Origin of the sequence: Paenibacillus paridis, from assembly GCF_006345825.1 — a bacterium.
Taxonomy (GTDB): Bacteria; Bacillota; Bacilli; order Paenibacillales; family Paenibacillaceae; genus Pristimantibacillus; species Pristimantibacillus paridis.
In genome coordinates this window covers 18,119-34,279 of record NZ_VCIX01000070.1, presented here as the reverse complement: position 1 = coordinate 34,279, position 16,161 = coordinate 18,119, and the positions used below count along the sequence as shown (strand labels likewise).

Genomic DNA, 16,161 nt, shown 5'->3' with positions numbered 1-16,161 from the left:
CAATCGCGCGTATTTTGAACAATATTTCTTTCTCATCCGTATGTAGAAGTAGAATAAGGAGCAATTGGAGGCAACGGCATGTTCTCTTGGATAAGAATGGCGGCCATTATGATCGTTACGGCCTTTTTGACGAGATTGATCCCATTCTCGGCTTATTTTCAAAACGTAAACACGTTGATGCATGAGCTTGCACACGCACTTGCAACGCTTCTGCTCAAAGGCAGCGTGATGCATATCTACTTGTATGCGGACCAGAGCGGAGTGACCTATTCCTCTTATACGGATAGCTGGATGCAGATTCCGATTGCGCTCGCCGGTTATATGGGATCCGCTTTATTTGCACTGCTCCTGTTCGTTTTGTATGCAAAAGGAAAGCTGCGGCTGGGTTTAGCTCTGATTGCCGGAACGGCTGCAGTGGCTCTGGCGCTGTTCGTTCGCAATGGATATGGCATGGCATGGAGTGGCGGTTTTACGGCGCTAACGGCTTTGGTTTATTTTGCCGCGCCAGCCTGGCTGCGGACGGGTTATTATTTGCTGCTGGCGTTCATTTGCTTGGTAGAGTCGATTATTAGCCCGATTGTGCTGCTCGTGATATCGGTATCAGAACCAGCTGCAGCGGGCGATGCAGCGAGTTTAAGCGCGGCGACGGCTGTGCCTGCAATGGTCTGGTCTCTCTTATTTTGCGGCTTTGCCCTATGGTGCGCCAAAATAGCGATCGGCTATTTGTTTAAGAGGAGGCCGGGAGGGATACTAATAAGTAAATAAGGAAGGCTGTGATAAATTTGCCGAAAAAATATAGGCTGCCAGAGAAGAAGAAAGTGGACTTGTCGGACTATGATCCCAAGGATACGGGAAGCTTTGCGAGCAAAGAAGACGTAACCGAGAAGATAAGAGACCTGGAGCTCGAATTGCAGGAGCTGCAAGAGAAGCTTATCGCCAGCAAACAGCAGTCCGTGCTTTTTATATTTCAAGGGATGGATTGCAGCGGAAAGGACGGCGTCATCAAAAAAGTGTTCGCAGGCTTGAATCCTCAAGGCATATCGGCCTACAGCTTCAAAACTCCGACCGAGGATGAGGCTCGCCATGATTTTTTATGGAGAACGCATCACCTCGTCCCTCCACTTGGACAGATTACTGTGTTTAACCGTTCCTATTATGAGGAAGTGCTGATTACGAGAATTCACGGCAAGGTGGATGATGCGGAGGCTAAGCAGCGCTTTAAGCATATTAACCATTTTGAAGCTTTATTAGCGGATAGCAGGGTGAAGGTTGTCAAAATCTTTTTGCACATTTCAAAGGAATTCCAGCTCGAGAAGCTGATCAGCCGGATTGAGGATCCTAGCAAAAACTGGAAATTCGACCCTTCCGATCTATTGGAGCGCAAATCATGGAAGCAGTATGGCAAGTACTATGAGGAGCTGTTTGAAAAATGCAGCAAAGCATCGCCTTGGCATATCGTTCCCTCCGATAACCGCTGGTATCGCAATTATGCGGTCCTAAACATTGCGGTTGATGCTTTGCGCAGCTTAGAGCTTAAGGATCCGCCTGCAAACCCTGAATTACAGCTGCTGCTGGAGGAAATTAAGCGGGAGGAAGGCTAGTCGGTAGCATCCCAAAAGCGACCAATAAGAGTAAATGCTAAATAATAGCTGGACATATCGATTATGTTTGGTAAGCTTGGTATAAGGCCTCTGACGCAGAGGCCTTATATTTTTTTAGGAGGAGAAAAGCATGAAAAAAGCAGTTGGTTGTTTGAGCAGAATCAGCATTGTGCGCATAGGGGGGGAAGTTTACTATGAACCATAGTACCGGTCTATCCCGTGTAAGAGAACAGTTGGTCGCACAGCTTGTCCTGTTGGGTGACGAGAAGAATCGCTTTCTCGACGCCTATTTTGTCATGCATGGCAAGGAGCGTACGGAAATCAGTCAATTTTTATCCCTGTATACACAGACCGTACAAAAGCTGCTTTCGGACCCGGATTCGTTGGCAGACGAGGGGCTGCATTCCCAGGTGCTTATCGGGAGCTATGTCACGTTTGAATATCCAGATTTTGATACCAAGGATTCTTTTACAATTGTGCTGCCTGATCAAGCAGATCCAGACGAAAACCTGATTTCCTTTCTGTCTCCTGTAGGCAGGCAATTGCTGCTGGCGCATCTTGGCGATCTTATTTCCGTTGCCGCGCCATCCGGAGCGATCCGTACCCGCATTGCCGCAATCACGTTTACTGGCGGCAACTCCTCTATGGAAGGGGGAGAAGCACGTGGATCTTAGAGAAACCGAATTGCCCGGCATTGGACGCAAGTATAGTCTGTGTACCCGCAGTGGAGAGAAGCTGGTTATTGTCGTCCATAACGATGAACGGCGGGATATTTTTCATCTGGACCCTGATGAGCCGGACGATATGCTGTCCATGGTTACGCTTGATGATGAGGAAGCAAGAGTCGTCTCTGCCATTATCGCAGGGATCACCTACAAGCCGAAGTTTCTGGAAAATCAGGAGATTGCGCTGGATAGCTTGATCATTGAATGGCTTCGGCTGGAGCCACTGTCCAAATGCGTAGGCAAGCGGATTGGGGAGCTCGATATTCGCAGAACGACCGGTGCAACGATCCTTGCCGTAGTGCAGAAGGATAAGACGAAGCATATTAATCCGGGTGCGGAATACGTATTTACCGCTGGATTGACCTTGGTCGTAGCCGGAGAACGCAAGCAATTAAACCAGTTAAAAACAATACTGCTGAATGGAACGCTATAGCCGATGCTTCATTGCTCATACAGCTAATTCAGTCGTTTGCTCGATGTGCGTTGGCATAAAAAAGGAGTTACTCCAAAGGCAGTTTTCACTGCTAAAGGTGTAACTCCTGTTTTTTTGATGAAAGAAGGCATCTTTAGGCTTTTATTCTTGTATGCTTGCAGCCAGTTTATTCAGCATCAACAGCGGTAAGCGCCTTTACGACATCGTCGATTTTCTGGCTGTTTGCGATTGGGCCTGAACTGATCCAGTGTCTCGCGTTTACAAATCTGATCTGTTTTTGCTTAACAGCCTCTAAGGATTGCCATACGCTTGTTTGTTCAAAATCAGCGAAGGCTTCCCTTGCCTGCTTGATCTCGTCATCGGTGCTTCCGGCACCGCCCATCGTTACGAATAGATAATCCGCCTTCAGCTCAGGCAGCATTTCCAGCGAGACGGTCATATTTTGAAAATTAGGCTGTTTTTCATGCCATGCTGCTACCGTTGGATCAAGTGCTAGGCCCAGCTCATTGTAAATGATGCCCGGATAGGTCGGCCAATCTTTACCGGTTTCTTTGTCTTGATAGTTGGGAAAATAAACGCGGAAATCCTTGCCGGTCATGCGGATGAAGGCGATGCTCTTCTTATCAACATTGGCATCGGCAAGAGCGATTTTCGCTTGCGCAGCCTTCTCGTCATAGCTGTCTATCACCTGTTTGGCGTGGTCGGCAGCACCTAGCGCGTCGCCGATCAAAGCAAGCGAATTTCTCCAATCTTCACGGTCATAAGTGATCGTGGGTGCGATTTTGGACAGGTTTTCGTAATCCGCCTGCTCAATCGCCGTACTTGCCACTATGAGATCGGGCTGAGCGGCGAGAATCGCTTCGAGATTAAGGCTTTCTCCCCAGATTTCAGAAGCTGCTCCTTGTTCCTTCAGCTTGTCGTTCAAATAGTACCCTTCACCGATAGACATCCCGAAGACAAGCGGAATATTCAGGGATAACAGCATATCTTCTAAATTAATTGAAGCTATGCGCTCTGGATGTGAGGGAACCTCGGTGATGCCAAAGGCATGCTCTACTTTACGGGTTTGTGGCTCGCCAGCTGTCTCAGTAGAGGAAGCAGGCTCTGAAGAAGCATTTGCCGGATGATTGTTTCCAGTAGCGCTTCCGCAGGCGGATAGTAAGAAGACAGCGAGTATAACGGTTAGGCATAGGAATGAGTGATAGGTGCGGCGCATCGGTAAACCTCCGTTTTGTTAGTCATCATCATGATCAAAATGTATTATAAGCCGTGCTGCCTGCACATAACATGGACAATCGTGTTCGATCCATACGGCTAGCTGGATTCGCAAAGGCGCAGAGCTTCTTCAATGATGATACTGTGAGCAAACGGGGAATAATCGAGCCAAGGGCATTCTGAGATAAGATGGACGGCACTCTTGCGAACTGGCTTAAGTTGTTTCCAAATTTCAGAGTGCTGCAGCGACTGCCATTTTTGCTGCGAGGCTGCATCCGAATCAATAATCAAAAACAACCGGTCACCCGTATAGGCAGGAAGCTCACGCTCCTGAATCGATTTCAACACATCGATCGTATCCGGATCATAAGGGCAATTTAGGCTTAAATCTTCATAAAGTACGGCTCCGCCATTACGCCTCCCGTATACAATAAGATGGCCCAGCATCAAATGAAGGATGGACACGCTTTCGCATTGTAAAATCTTCCTTATTTTCTCACCTGCAAGCGAGGCTCTGGCATCATAATCGGCTAACCATTGATTGGCAGCTCTAGTTTTCCCGAGATGGGAAGCTATTTGAATGAATTGCTGTCTCCAATTCAGCCCGAGCCATGGAATAACGACGGTGCGAGCAATTCGGCTAATCGAGGCTCTGACCTGCTCGTCGACCATATCGTCACAAAAAATCAGCTCTGGCCTCGCATGGACAAGAGTATTGCGGTTATAGTCAACCATTTCTTGGTCCATGCTTTTGGATCGCCTTAGATGATAAGGAATTTCGGGTAAAACTGTTTTTCGATGAACGTCCCTCTCGCTATCGACCAATGCGGCGTAGGGCATAATGCCAAGTGCGAGCAAATGGCCTGCGTAAGGGAAAGAGAAGGCGGCAATTCTGCTGGTTGTCCATGCGGCATATTCTTTTGGCGGAATGCCCGCCGCTTTTTTAAATTTCCGGCTAAAATAAAACTCGTCCTCGAAGCCAACCTGGCTGGCAACTTCTTTGACGCGCATGCCGGATTGCAGAAGCTGCTCCTTGGCTTTGTTTATGCGAATGCTATTTAAGTAATCGATTGGACTTTTCCCGACCCAGTGCTTGAATTGATGAGAGTAATGCCAAAGGCTCATGCCAGCTACAGCCGAGAGACTTTCTCTGGTGAGCTCCTCGGCGTATTTTTCATTCATAAATGTGATGGATTGGTCTATGCATGCTTTGTTCTCTAAGGCAGGGCACGCCTCCGCTTGCATGAGAGAGGTAGTGGACGAAGTGGTTATTATGTGGGAAGGAGTTTTTGTAAAATGGCCTTGTCCTTCAGGCATCTGATCGCTAGAGTACAATCTTGTCATGTCGTTCCTCCGGAATAGAGCTTGTCCTGTTTGTTTAAATGATAATGATTATCATTAATAGTTTAAACGAAAATAGGCAGCGAAGCAACCCAACCCAACCCAACCCTTTTAATAGATGGGAGAAGAATGGATAGTTTAAGAGGGAGGCAATAGAAGCGATTAGCCATAAGAAAAACCGCCTTCGGGGGAGGAAGGCGGCTGTTATTCTACGGATAGATGAGCACTCACTTGGATTTGGAATTAGTTTCCGGATTTCTTCTGCAATAACCGTTTCAACTCTTCATCTACGCGTGCATTCCGCTGCTCGTTTTGAAATTCATGCCCTGGCTGATTCGAATCGAAGGAGTACAAACCTCTGGATAACTCCCGCTGTGCTTCTCGTTCCATTAGCTTCTGCTCGATACGCTCAAAGCCTCTGGAGGCGGAGCTGGCATGCAAAGGGTCCGAAGATGAATAACCGGATGTACCATCGGTTTTCTTCATGCGAAGGACAAGCTCTTTGCGTTTTTCTTGCAGCCTGACTTTTTCTTCTTTGAGCGACTCGAGCCGTAGACCAAGCTCGAATGCCGCTTGCTTGGCAAGCTGAAGCAGTTTCGAGGTCTCTTCGTGCTGGTCCAAATACAAAATTTTTGCTTCAAGCGCCGTACGTGCTTCTTCCTCGCGCTCTTCCACTGCAGCTTGCTCTGCTTTGCTCTCGTAATAACGGGCTTGTTCCTTCAGCTCGCTAAGTTTTGTTTGCAAAACGCGTTCTTGCGCCTGTTGATGCAAGCTTTCCCGTTCGGTATTCGCAATCTCTTCATCCAAATCTCTCAGGTAATGATTAAGCATCGTAACGGGGTTTTCCATTTTGTCCAGCACCTCATTGGCTGCTGCCTTCGTCATGCTAACTACGCGTTGTAAAATACCCATTCTATCATCTCTCCTTATATGTGTTTGATTAGTAGTGGTCGGCAAATCTGAAATCTTGGCTCGTTGCTTTTGGCACAATCAGCGTTGCGATGAAATAAGCGAGTATGACAGCTCCAAAACTGAAGAACGACGTAATGACGACAAGCAATCTTATAATCGTAGAATCAATGCCCAGCCATTGCCCAAGTCCTCCGCAGAGACCTGTTAGCTTACTATCCGTAGTTGATCGAAATAACTTTTTCATATTCGTTCATCCTTCCTCGTGTTCGTCTATGTCTTAATTGTAGAGGGTCGCTTTGGAATCCGTAACGGACCGCAGTCGGTTGTGAGTACTAGGCTTTAGGCGGGTATTGCTGCGACAAACGGCGGGGCAGGGAGTAGGCTGTTTCTATTTTCTAATGATGCAGAGGAGCATGCCTTTAATCGCAAGGATAGGAAAGGATCGAAATAAGTAAGGTTTAGATGAGAGATGAAGACGTCACGCAATTGCGAGTTGAAAATAAAAAATGGCCGCTTTGCCTAAGCTTGTCAAACTAGTCCGCATAATTGGTCAAGTCCCCTCATAGACATGTTATCAGCCAGTAAAAAACAATGTGCAGAGGGGATGATTACATGCGTCGCATGACATGGACCGCGGCAATAATATTATGTTTGTCGCTAGTATTAGCAGCTTGCGGAACGAAGGACGCCGAGTCCGTGGTTAAGGAGCTCGACAAAGTAGTAAACAGTATGGAGAGCTATCAAGGAAGCGGGACGATGACGCTGCGGACGGGACAGCAGCCACTCGAGTACAAGGTGGAAGTATCCTATCAGAAGCCGCAATACTATCGGATCAAGCTTACCAATGAAGAGAAGGACATTACACAAATCGTGCTTCGCAATGACGACGGCGTATTCGTTCTCACACCGAAGCTGAATAAAGTATTCCGCTTCCAAAGCGATTGGCCGCAAAATCAAGGCCAGGTTTATTTGTACCAAACGCTTATTCAAAGCATCTTGGTGGATAACTCCCGGCAGTTTGTCATTGATGAAGATTCCTATGTGTTTGATGTCATGGCCAATTACAATAACGGATCGTTGGCCCGCCAGAAAATTTGGCTCAATAAATCGGATTACAAGCCGGTTCAGGTAGAAGTCAGCGACACGAACGCAGCGGTGATGGTTGAAGTGAAATTTGATAAATTCGACTTCGGTCCGAAATTCGACAAAGCCGTGTTCGAGACGGAGGCGAACATGAACGCAACGCCGTCCAGTCAATCGACAGAAGAGCCTACGATGACCTTGCCGGATGATTCAGGCAATGATGGAGCAGCAGGCAACGAGCCGAGCAATGTGAATGCAGGCACTAACAACAGCGGCAATACGCCAGAGAACAGCGCCGTAGACGGCGATGATCAAACGAATAACAGCGGAAATGCGGCAGAAGAGGAAGAGGATGATGCTGCCACTGGCGCGAAACCGGAGGAGAAAGCTGATTTTACTGCGATGAAGCCGTCTTACACACCGGATGGCGTAGTTGAACAGGATTTTGTAGATATCGTGTTCGGCGGTAATCCTGGACTGATGAGCCGTTACACTGGGGACTACAGCTATACGCTGATCCAGACGGAGCCGAAAGATCAAGCGGCATCGCTTGTTCCGGGGATGATGGTCGATCTTGGATTTACGATGGGGCAGCTCAACACAGATGAACAGCAGACGCTAACGTGGACGTATGAAGGCCATCAATTCCGTCTGACGAGCGCTAATCTGCCAGAATCCGAAATGATTAAGGTTGCACAGTCGGTACAGGGTGAAATCGGGAAATAAAACGGGGAAACGCGAGAATTTCCAAGACGTACTAGCCAATTCCGGCTTTCGTTTCATTGACAGTCCCAGCAGCAACGTTTAACATTATTGCTATTGATGTTTGCTGCTCGGATTGTTGTGGCTGCTATATAAGGAGAAGGTGAACGGCTTGGATTCGTTTTATCGCCCAACCAGGGTAGAATTGTCACTAGATGCATTACGACATAATTTACAGGCTTTTCGCAAAGCGATGCCTCAGGGCTGCAAGCTGATGGCTTCGGTCAAAGCAAATGCTTATGGGCACGGCGCTGTCGAGGTGGCGCGAGAAGCTGAACGCAACGGCATTGACTATCTTGGCGTTGCATTTCTTGATGAAGCCTTGCAATTACGAAATGCTGGCATCCAAACCCCGATTCTTGTGCTTGGTTTCGTGGCTGCGGATGCCTTGTCTATTGCCAGAGACCGGAATGTGACCATTAGTCTGTTCCGGGATGACATTTTGGAAGCGGCAGCTAACCTGCCCGCTGATCCCGGCGGTCGTAAGCTTAAGGTACACATAAAGGTTGATTCCGGCATGGGACGTCTTGGTGTGATTGGAACGGCTGCTGCGGTGTCTTTTATTGAAAAGGCTATGCAGGTTCCCCAGCTTGACGTGGAGGGCTTATTTACGCACTACGCGCGTGCAGACGAGGCGGATAAGGACTACACGATGCTGCAATACGTCAGATTCCGTGAAGTGGCTGAGTATGTGGAGAAGCAAGGCTTGCCAATCCCCATTATTCATGCAGCTAACAGCGCTGCGGGAATCGATACTCCGAATTGGGCAGGCGGAATGCTGCGCCTCGGAATAAGCATGTACGGCTTATATCCGTCGGAAGAGGTTAACAAGCAGCGGGTTGATCTTGAACCTGTGATGACATTAAAAACGGAAATTACGATGGTCAAAAAAGCGCCGCCAGGCTGGGGCATCAGCTATGGCACGCGTTATGTCACGAAAGGCGAAGAGTTGATCGGAACGCTGCCTATCGGGTATGCTGACGGCTTTAGCCGCATGCTTAGTGGAAAGGCTTACGGGCTTGTTCGCGGCATGAAGGAGCCGATTCGCGGGACCATTTGCATGGATCAATGCATGATTGCGCTTGATGCATCTTCAGAAACAGCTTCGACGCCAGTTGCGGCTGGCGAAGAGGTGGTGCTCATTGGCCGCCAAGGCAATGCGGTTATTACGGTGGAAGAAGTGGCAGACCAGCTTGGCACGATTAACTATGAGGTGATTTGCATGCTGGCTGCGCGTATACCGCGTGTATATGTAAATGGAGGCCAAGTGACAGCCATTCACAACCCCTTAGCTTAAGCCGGAGTTTAACATGGAAATCTTTTCTTTCTGCAAATTTTCGCAAATGAAGAGGATTTTCGCTAAATAGGACGAATGTAGTAAGACAGATCATCTATAAGGGCTATACATGAAAACATACAGCATATTTGATATACGGCGATCATAGATATGTTGAAGTATAGCGACGGCAATATATTGTTATAATGAGTAGTAAGGTTATGGAAAAGTTTTGGGGGTGTCAGTACGGTGGCCAATGTACAAAATACCAAAAGGATCATGATAAGCCTGCCAGATCACTTGCTGGAGGAGGTTGACGGGATAGTTGCCAAGGAAAACTCCAACCGCAGCGAATTTATTCGGCAAGCCATGAAGCTATATTTGGTCGAGCGCAAAAAGCGTCAAATCCGGGAATCCATGCAGCGCGGATATATGGAGATGGCGAAAATAAACCTGAACATGGCCTCGGAAGCTTTTCAAGCGGAGGAAGAAGCAGATCATACGTTAGGCCGTCTCGTTAGCGGGGTGTAGCGGTTGATAGTAAAACGCGGAGATGTATTTTTTGCGGATTTATCCCCCGTCGTCGGATCGGAGCAGGGTGGTGTTCGCCCCGTACTGGTCATTCAGAATGATATCGGAAATCGCTTCAGCCCTACGGTAATCGTTGCTGCGATAACGGCACAGATCCAAAAAGCGAAGCTGCCTACCCACGTAGAAATGGATGCAGCCGCTCATGGGTTTGATCGTGATTCCGTCGTGCTTCTTGAGCAGATACGAACGATTGACAAGCAAAGATTAACCGACAAGATTACGCATCTGGACGACGAAACGATGCGCAAGGTGGATGATGCGCTGTTAATCAGTGTTGGGCTAATCGATTTTTAATAACGGTGAAATAGAGCTATTCGGTTCAACAGCAGCTGTTGCTGAACCGAATAGCTCTATTTTTAATTTTAGAAACGGGGTCTATCCTCTAGAATGCGGTTAGGCAAGATTGCAAGATACAATGAAAAATGACAGGTTATATGGTTCTTTTGTCGACATTTACTGTTTTTTGCTGAATTTAGGAAAAAAATGATAGACAAACGAAAGTTTAATTTGCTATTATGTACTCAATTACTTATTGCTACTAATATATGAGCTTTATTATGCGAAGAACGCACGCAGTACCCTTAGAGGGCTACTGCTGCGTTCTTTTTTTATGCTCAGAGAGGAGTGGAGATGAAGAGAAAGCGAAGTGCAATCATCAGCTTAACCGCTGCGGTGCTTTCAGCAAGTTTGGTTTATGGCATGTATGAGCTGCAGCGAATCCAAATTGAACGGGAGGATACCGTCGCTATCGTGGTACCAAAGCGTTTTATTGGAGCGGGCGAGCGGCTCTCTGAAAGTGATCTGGAGTTTAAAATGCTTCCGCAGGCTGCTTATCTCTCTGAAATGGTGACCAAGCTGGAGCAGGCCACAGGAAAGGAAACGATCATTCCTTTAGGGAAAGGAGAGCCTCTCCTGCTATGGAAGGTTGACGATTATTATTTGCAGCCGAGCAAAGCGGAGTCGACGTTCCAAATACCCAAGGCATACATTCTCTCCATTTCAAACGGAATAAGGGCGGGTGACAAGGTGCTGCTTTATGCCTCAGGAGAGGAGTCGCCTTCGCGGAGGCTGTTCACACAGGCTGTCACTGTAGCTTCGGTAAAAACTTCAGGCAACGTAGAGGTTGATAACATAGAGAATCCTAACTTGTTCTCGCTAGCAGAGGGGGACAAGCAGCAGATGTATGCTTCAAGGCGCGAAGCCAATGGCATGATTGATTATTTGAATTTGAATTTAACGGAGGAGCAGTGGTTTGAGCTGGATGAATTATGCCGCAGCGGCGTGCTGAAGCTGGTCGTTGCCTACAGCCCCGAGTCGCTTGAACTCATTGCGGATGAGGAGGGAAATGGAACGTGAGCGGAGCTCTAACGCCTCTTGCTGCATTTGTTGGCACAACCCCGAATATAGGAACTACGGCGGCAGCGTTTGCCGCAGCGTTCCGAATGGCGGAAGCAAGCGGCATGCCGATCGGATACTTGTGCCTCAATTTAAAGAGCGCCAAGATTCATCGCTACCTCGGCGTGGAAGAGCCGCCAGTAACGCTGGATAAGCTTCGACCGGAGCTGCGGTCTTATACGCTGACTCCGGAGAAGCTGCGAAGAGCCGCTTATATTGTCCCTAGTCAGCCCAATCTTCAAGTATTGTTCGGCAATTTGATGAGGGACCAAGCGGAGTATTTTACGCCTGAAGAAGCGGAGCATCTTCTTGCAATAGCGGAGCAAACCTTCGCATTCGTCATTTTGGACGTTGGAGCTTATTGGGATAATGCGGCTACCATTTGCTCGATCCAAAGGGCCAGCACGCGCATTCTGGTGACGACGCCGGCATTGTCCCATTTTCAAGAGGATGGAAAACGCTGGATTAGTCAGGTATCTCCGCTATTTGGTGTAGCGCCTGAACGGTATGATTCGATTATTATCAATAGCCCATGGAGGAGTGGAGGTTATCAGATGAAACATATTTGCAAAGAGCTGGGTACGTCTGCGTTAGGAAAGCTTCAATTGAGTGAGCCGGTTTTCAGCCAGTTGGATAATGGAACGTATGCGCAGTGGCTCAAAGCAGACCCGGAGGGCAGGCAAGCCATGCAGCTGCCTACGAAAGCGATTATGCAGAGGCATGGCATCCGAAGCAAGCCGGCAATGATTTCGGTTCAACCCTGGTATCGGAAGCTGATGACTCATCGCAACGGTACGAGCTCATGACCGCTCAGCCATCGCGCTTCTCTCCCTCGGAATTTGCAGCCCAATTGCAATTAGAAAAGGATAGCCGCGAGGCTAAAGCAGCGGCTCCCTATTGGTCTTCTGAAACAAAGGATGAATTTATAAGGCTCTCTGAGGATATAAGAGGGTATTTAAGCGCTCCGCACGGATTGGGCGAAGAAGAGCGCAGGCAATACAGCGAGACGCTTAATCGTGCGGTACTCGGCTATTCGCAGGAGCGCGAACAAATCCTTGCCGTTATTACGGACCGACTGATCAGATTGCGTATTCATGGTTCTTCTAATGTCCAGCATCCTTATCAAACGTTAGCAGAAGCCCTGTTTGCAGAGGTCATTGGCCTGAATGTGCTTGAGTTGATTTTGGCGGATAAGGAGGGTCTGGAGGAAATACAGGTTGTTGGAGAACGGATATTCGTTGTCAGAAACGGCTTGACTGTTCCTTCGGTTTATTGCTTCAACAGTGTTCGCGAGGTTGAGCGCATCCAGCAAAATCTGGTGCTCTACAACAATGACCGGATTAATCCGCGCAAACGATGGGCAGAGGTGATGCTGCGCGACGGCTCGCGCGTAACGCTGACTGGCTTTGGATTTACGGCTAGCCCAACGCTGACGATCCGCTTCTATACTGTCCGCAGCTTCAGTCTAGTTACGCTCAGCAACCCTCATTATAGGACGATGAACGAACGTGTGGAGCAGCTGCTTAGAGCGATATTGGCGGCCCGATATAATTTGGTCATTATTGGACCAACCAATTCCGGCAAAACCAATCTTATTAAAGCATTGATTGCCGAGCTTCCGGACGAAGAGCGGATCATTACAATCGAAGGGCGATTTGAAATGATGCTTGGCCGTGATTTTCCAAACAAAAACGTTGTGGAATACATGGCCGAGGAAGATGATGCGCACCATCGCGCCGATCAGGCGTTTAAACTTGCGCTTAGGCAGTCTCCGCAGCGGATTATTCATGCCGAGATTCGTGATCTGGATGCGAATATTTATGTCCGGGCGTGTACGAGGGGACATTCCGGGAGCATGACGACGGTTCATGCGAACAGGCTAGAGGACGTGCCGGAGGCGATTACCGATATGTGCATGCTCGATGGCAGAGGAATGAATGCTGAGCGCTTGACGAAACGAATCACGCAGTACGTAACAGAGATAGGCGTTGAAATGAGCTATCTTGGGGGACGCCGGGTGGTTAGCAGGATCGGAGAGCTTTACTGGGAAGCGGGGCAAGCCCATGTCCGCGATTGGGTGAAATTTGACGAGTCGCTGGATGAATGGATATTTCCTCACCCTCCGTCAAAAAGAGTGTCCGACCAGCTCTTAAACGGGCGGGGTGAGCGGTGAGCCAGCTATCGGTCAGTGCGGCTGCATGCCTGCTCTTTTGCTTGATATTTATTGCTCTGTATCATCTTCTTCTTATTTGGTCCAAGGAGCAGGAGATGGTCCGGAAATTAACTTACCGTGCGGAAAGCAGCTGGCGTAAACGGCTCACTCACCGTTTCAAACGTTATGAAAGGCTATATGTTCACTTGTCGGATTTATTGGAGTCGCTCCGCTTGAAGATGACGCCTTCTGCTTTCGTATCCGTGTCTGGCTTGCTGTTGCTTGCTGGCGTCGCGTCAGGCGGTCTTTTTTTCCAAAGCGTACGGGGAACCTTGTTATTTGGAAGTTTGCTTGGCGCGCTGCCTTATACAGCTTTAAGAGCCTTGCTGGTGCATCGGCGGATGCAGACGCAAATGGATTTTTTACCTGCGGTAGAGTTGTTTTATCAGTGCTATTTGGTTACAGGCGAGAGTCAGGTAAGGGTAGCTCTTCAGCGTACGGTAGAGGAGCGTCGGCTGCTTGGCCCGATGCAAGCGGTATTTGAACAGCTGTATCGCAATCTTTCTGTGCGAGGTGACGATGAGGCGAGCCTTCGTCTGCTTTCCTTGTCGCTTGGCCATTTATGGGCTGATTATTTTGTAAATATTTTGCGCGTCGCGCTTGTGGAAGGGGTTCCTATAACGGATAGCCTGAAAGAGCTTCTGACCGATATGCGCAAGGCAAGGCGCGCGAATGAACAGGAGAGAAATCGAATGCTCGAGATACGCGTAGCGAATTTCTCCCCGTTATTGTTTCTTGGTTTGTTTATCGGCATCAACCTGCGCTACAACAAGGATAATTCTTATTATTATTACGTTGTGGATCCGCAGGGGCGAGATATGTTATTAAACGCGCTGCTGCTTATTTTCGCTTCATTCCTAATGGGTTTGTGGCTGTCGCGCAAAAAAATGTGAAGGGAGTTCGTCGATGCCAGAGTTTACTCAAAGCTTGCTTCGTTTCGCGGTGTTGGCAGGCCAGTCTCTCTTCGGAGCGATCGCCATTTATGTATTATTACAGCTTTGGCCACAGCGTCCTTCCAGGTGGAGGCATCTGGCTCTGCTGAGCTGGCGAACGAAGTCTGCACCTGACAAGTGGCTGCGCTTGCTCTTCGTTTCGAGGCAGCAGCCTTCCTTTATGGAGCGTGAGCTGCTCCTCGCGGGCTGCGGCGTAACTTCGGATGCCGCATGGTATGTGCTGGCTAGAAGAGTGCTCTTCGCAACCGTTGGCACTGTTCTGGTTGCGGCTGCTGCAGGGCACGAGCATGTGAATGCCTATGTTCCTGCTTCCTATTTGATAAGTTTCCTGCTGGTCCTTATGCTGATGCTCGCTTTTGATTTGGTTTGGCTGCGCGCTTTTCGAAGAGTACGCGCACTTCAGATTACCAAAGAGATATTCGTTATCAGCAAGCAGCTTCTTTATATGTCTGAATCCTCGCTGCATATTCATGCCAAGCTGCTGCGGTGCGTTCCGTTTACGAGAGCTACGCGCGTTGATCTCGAACGGCTGCTGGCGGAATGGTACCATGACGCGGGCGGCGCCCTACAGCGCTTCAAGCAAAGGCTTGGCACAGAAGAGGGGCTAAGCTTCGTGGAAACGCTCGATGCGCTTCGGCTGCATGAGAGCCGCCAATATTATGATATTTTGCGCGTACGCATCGAGGATTACAAAGAAAAAATTGAACTGGCCAAAGAAAGCCGCAAGGAATCGGCCTCTTACCTTTTGTTTGTTATAGCGGGCATTCCCATCTTATATACGTTTCAAATTTTTATTTATCCGTGGGTGCGCGAGGGGCAGAAGCTTTTCCAATCGCTAAGCTGACCTAAACCTTTTGCGAAAATAAGAAAGGAGGTGATCGCATGCGCAATATTTTGATGACCGTAATGCTGCTTGTTGTGGTGGTTGTTCTGTTCAATACGATAATCGCCAAGGATACAACAGGTACTAGAAGCCAAATTGAATCGCAGGGAACCTCTGCCAATACGAAGATAAGCCAGCTTCTGCCATAGCTTCCTTCAACATATTTATACTCCAGTGAGGATGGGGGTATCCGTTTTATGCGTGGAATTTTAATTTCGATGCTGCTGCTCGTCACTGTTATTTTGCTCTATCAGACTGTCACAGAAGGTGATGCAGGCATGAAGAAGCAGTTGGACGGTGCGGGCAGTGCGATCGGCAGCCATATTAGGGGAACGAATCCGTGAAGCAAATTTTGGTTTTTGTGTTGTTTGCCGGACTTCTCTGCTGGTTAATGTTCTCTCCTATCTATAAGCATGTTCTTATTGTCAGACAAGCGGTACTGCAGCAGGAGGTTGATTATTTGCTGGAGGTAGGAGCAAGCGGGGCATATGGTTACATTAGCGAGGAGATGCAGGAGCAGTCTCGGCAGCGGATTTCCCGTTTTGGGATGCGGGCAGAGAACATAACATTTGAGCTTTCTACGACAAGCGGGCTTACCGCATCCAATTCAAGCATGCCTCTAATCCGCGGAACTGGCATCTCTTTAACGATGAGCTATCCCTATGAAGGTTTGTTTGATATCGATCGTTTGATCGGGCTGACACCGCCTTTGCCTGATGAGCGAATAAAAGCATTTGGCATGAAAATGAGCGAATATGTCCCTTAAGCGAAGAAAGCGG

20 protein-coding genes are annotated in these 16,161 nt (G+C 48.4%); 16 read left to right on the top strand and 4 right to left on the bottom strand.

Annotated elements, in window-relative coordinates:
• Positions 1 to 78 precede the first annotated feature (78 nt).
• The 4 genes from FJQ58_RS04610 to FJQ58_RS04595 all read left to right on the top strand — a co-directional run bounded on the left by FJQ58_RS04610 (position 79) and on the right by FJQ58_RS04595 (position 2,759).
• Positions 79 to 765, top strand: a complete 687-nt coding sequence (locus FJQ58_RS04610; protein WP_139991259.1) for a M50 family metallopeptidase — start codon at positions 79 to 81, stop codon at positions 763 to 765.
• 17 nt (positions 766 to 782) lie between these two features.
• Complete coding sequence (locus FJQ58_RS04605) at positions 783 to 1,601, top strand: PPK2 family polyphosphate kinase (RefSeq protein ID WP_139991258.1); 819 nt, start codon at positions 783 to 785, stop codon at positions 1,599 to 1,601.
• Between the two features lie 194 nt (positions 1,602 to 1,795).
• Complete coding sequence (locus tag FJQ58_RS04600; protein WP_139991257.1) at positions 1,796 to 2,275, top strand: GreA/GreB family elongation factor; 480 nt, start codon at positions 1,796 to 1,798, stop codon at positions 2,273 to 2,275.
• A complete protein-coding gene (locus tag FJQ58_RS04595) occupies positions 2,265 to 2,759 on the top strand; it encodes a cation:proton antiporter regulatory subunit (protein ID WP_139991256.1) in 495 nt (164 codons plus the stop codon). Before FJQ58_RS04600 ends, FJQ58_RS04595 begins: the two co-directional genes overlap by 11 nt.
• 166 nt (positions 2,760 to 2,925) lie before the next feature.
• Here the strand turns inward: FJQ58_RS04595 and FJQ58_RS04590 are convergent, their stop codons facing one another.
• The 4 genes from FJQ58_RS04590 to FJQ58_RS04575 form a co-directional block, all read right to left on the bottom strand.
• Positions 2,926 to 3,975: an ABC transporter substrate-binding protein gene (locus FJQ58_RS04590; RefSeq protein ID WP_139991255.1), complete on the bottom strand. Its 1,050-nt coding sequence runs from the start codon at positions 3,973 to 3,975 to the stop codon at positions 2,926 to 2,928.
• A 98-nt stretch (positions 3,976 to 4,073) separates the two neighbouring features.
• A complete protein-coding gene (locus FJQ58_RS04585) occupies positions 4,074 to 5,318 on the bottom strand; it encodes a helix-turn-helix domain-containing protein (RefSeq protein ID WP_139991254.1) in 1,245 nt (414 codons plus the stop codon).
• A 240-nt stretch (positions 5,319 to 5,558) separates the two neighbouring features.
• Positions 5,559 to 6,227: a PspA/IM30 family protein gene (locus FJQ58_RS04580; protein WP_139991253.1), complete on the bottom strand. Its 669-nt coding sequence runs from the start codon at positions 6,225 to 6,227 to the stop codon at positions 5,559 to 5,561.
• A 28-nt stretch (positions 6,228 to 6,255) separates the two neighbouring features.
• Positions 6,256 to 6,471: a PspC domain-containing protein gene (locus tag FJQ58_RS04575; RefSeq protein WP_139991252.1), complete on the bottom strand. Its 216-nt coding sequence runs from the start codon at positions 6,469 to 6,471 to the stop codon at positions 6,256 to 6,258.
• Positions 6,472 to 6,839: 368 nt separating this feature from the next.
• Between FJQ58_RS04575 and FJQ58_RS04570 the strand changes: the two genes are divergently transcribed.
• From FJQ58_RS04570 to FJQ58_RS04525, 12 genes are all read left to right on the top strand, one after another.
• Positions 6,840 to 8,036 carry an outer membrane lipoprotein-sorting protein gene (locus FJQ58_RS04570; protein WP_139991251.1) on the top strand — a complete coding sequence of 399 codons (1,197 nt, stop codon included), beginning with the start codon at positions 6,840 to 6,842 and terminating at the stop codon, positions 8,034 to 8,036.
• Between the two features lie 148 nt (positions 8,037 to 8,184).
• Complete coding sequence (gene alr / locus FJQ58_RS04565; RefSeq protein WP_139991250.1) at positions 8,185 to 9,369, top strand: alanine racemase; 1,185 nt, start codon at positions 8,185 to 8,187, stop codon at positions 9,367 to 9,369.
• 228 nt (positions 9,370 to 9,597) lie between these two features.
• Positions 9,598 to 9,879, top strand: a complete 282-nt coding sequence (locus FJQ58_RS04560; RefSeq protein WP_028609437.1) for a CopG family ribbon-helix-helix protein — start codon at positions 9,598 to 9,600, stop codon at positions 9,877 to 9,879.
• A 3-nt stretch (positions 9,880 to 9,882) separates the two neighbouring features.
• Entirely contained in the window at positions 9,883 to 10,233 is a 351-nt protein-coding gene (locus tag FJQ58_RS04555; protein WP_028609438.1) for a type II toxin-antitoxin system PemK/MazF family toxin, read from the top strand.
• Positions 10,234 to 10,569: 336 nt separating this feature from the next.
• A complete protein-coding gene (locus FJQ58_RS04550) occupies positions 10,570 to 11,295 on the top strand; it encodes an SAF domain-containing protein (RefSeq protein WP_139991249.1) in 726 nt (241 codons plus the stop codon).
• A complete protein-coding gene (locus tag FJQ58_RS04545) occupies positions 11,292 to 12,140 on the top strand; it encodes a CpaE/TadZ family protein (RefSeq protein WP_139991248.1) in 849 nt (282 codons plus the stop codon). The genes FJQ58_RS04550 and FJQ58_RS04545 overlap by 4 nt, the downstream gene beginning before the upstream one ends.
• Positions 12,137 to 13,507, top strand: coding sequence for an ATPase, T2SS/T4P/T4SS family (locus FJQ58_RS04540; RefSeq protein WP_139991247.1), 1,371 nt, complete (start codon positions 12,137 to 12,139; stop codon positions 13,505 to 13,507). Before FJQ58_RS04545 ends, FJQ58_RS04540 begins: the two co-directional genes overlap by 4 nt.
• Positions 13,504 to 14,439 (top strand): type II secretion system F family protein, encoded by a 936-nt coding sequence (locus FJQ58_RS04535; protein ID WP_139991246.1) that lies wholly within the window; start codon positions 13,504 to 13,506, stop codon positions 14,437 to 14,439. Before FJQ58_RS04540 ends, FJQ58_RS04535 begins: the two co-directional genes overlap by 4 nt.
• Before the next feature lie 13 nt (positions 14,440 to 14,452).
• Entirely contained in the window at positions 14,453 to 15,343 is an 891-nt protein-coding gene (locus FJQ58_RS04530; protein ID WP_139991245.1) for a hypothetical protein, read from the top strand.
• A gap of 38 nt (positions 15,344 to 15,381) precedes the next feature.
• Positions 15,382 to 15,531, top strand: a complete 150-nt coding sequence (locus FJQ58_RS32535; RefSeq protein WP_175598066.1) for a hypothetical protein — start codon at positions 15,382 to 15,384, stop codon at positions 15,529 to 15,531.
• 48 nt (positions 15,532 to 15,579) lie between these two features.
• Complete coding sequence (locus FJQ58_RS32245) at positions 15,580 to 15,726, top strand: hypothetical protein (RefSeq protein ID WP_162341302.1); 147 nt, start codon at positions 15,580 to 15,582, stop codon at positions 15,724 to 15,726.
• Entirely contained in the window at positions 15,723 to 16,148 is a 426-nt protein-coding gene (locus tag FJQ58_RS04525) for a hypothetical protein (protein ID WP_139991244.1), read from the top strand. Before FJQ58_RS32245 ends, FJQ58_RS04525 begins: the two co-directional genes overlap by 4 nt.
• Positions 16,149 to 16,161 lie beyond the last annotated feature (13 nt).

What these genes read in the sequence shown, in the direction of transcription:
- FJQ58_RS04610 (WP_139991259.1), top strand. Translation starts at nt 79, where the DNA reads ATGTTCTCTTGGATAAGAATGGCGGCCATTATGATCGTTACGGCCTTT.
- FJQ58_RS04600 (WP_139991257.1), top strand. Translation starts at nt 1,796, where the DNA reads ATGAACCATAGTACCGGTCTATCCCGTGTAAGAGAACAGTTGGTCGCA.
- FJQ58_RS04590 (WP_139991255.1), bottom strand. Translation starts at nt 3,975, where the DNA reads ATGCGCCGCACCTATCACTCATTCCTATGCCTAACCGTTATACTCGCT.
- FJQ58_RS04585 (WP_139991254.1), bottom strand. Translation starts at nt 5,318, where the DNA reads ATGACAAGATTGTACTCTAGCGATCAGATGCCTGAAGGACAAGGCCAT.
- FJQ58_RS04580 (WP_139991253.1), bottom strand. Translation starts at nt 6,227, where the DNA reads ATGGGTATTTTACAACGCGTAGTTAGCATGACGAAGGCAGCAGCCAAT.
- FJQ58_RS04575 (WP_139991252.1), bottom strand. Translation starts at nt 6,471, where the DNA reads ATGAAAAAGTTATTTCGATCAACTACGGATAGTAAGCTAACAGGTCTC.
- FJQ58_RS04570 (WP_139991251.1), top strand. Translation starts at nt 6,840, where the DNA reads ATGCGTCGCATGACATGGACCGCGGCAATAATATTATGTTTGTCGCTA.
- FJQ58_RS04550 (WP_139991249.1), top strand. Translation starts at nt 10,570, where the DNA reads ATGAAGAGAAAGCGAAGTGCAATCATCAGCTTAACCGCTGCGGTGCTT.
- FJQ58_RS04540 (WP_139991247.1), top strand. Translation starts at nt 12,137, where the DNA reads ATGACCGCTCAGCCATCGCGCTTCTCTCCCTCGGAATTTGCAGCCCAA.
- FJQ58_RS04530 (WP_139991245.1), top strand. Translation starts at nt 14,453, where the DNA reads ATGCCAGAGTTTACTCAAAGCTTGCTTCGTTTCGCGGTGTTGGCAGGC.
- FJQ58_RS32535 (WP_175598066.1), top strand. Translation starts at nt 15,382, where the DNA reads ATGCGCAATATTTTGATGACCGTAATGCTGCTTGTTGTGGTGGTTGTT.
- FJQ58_RS32245 (WP_162341302.1), top strand. Translation starts at nt 15,580, where the DNA reads ATGCGTGGAATTTTAATTTCGATGCTGCTGCTCGTCACTGTTATTTTG.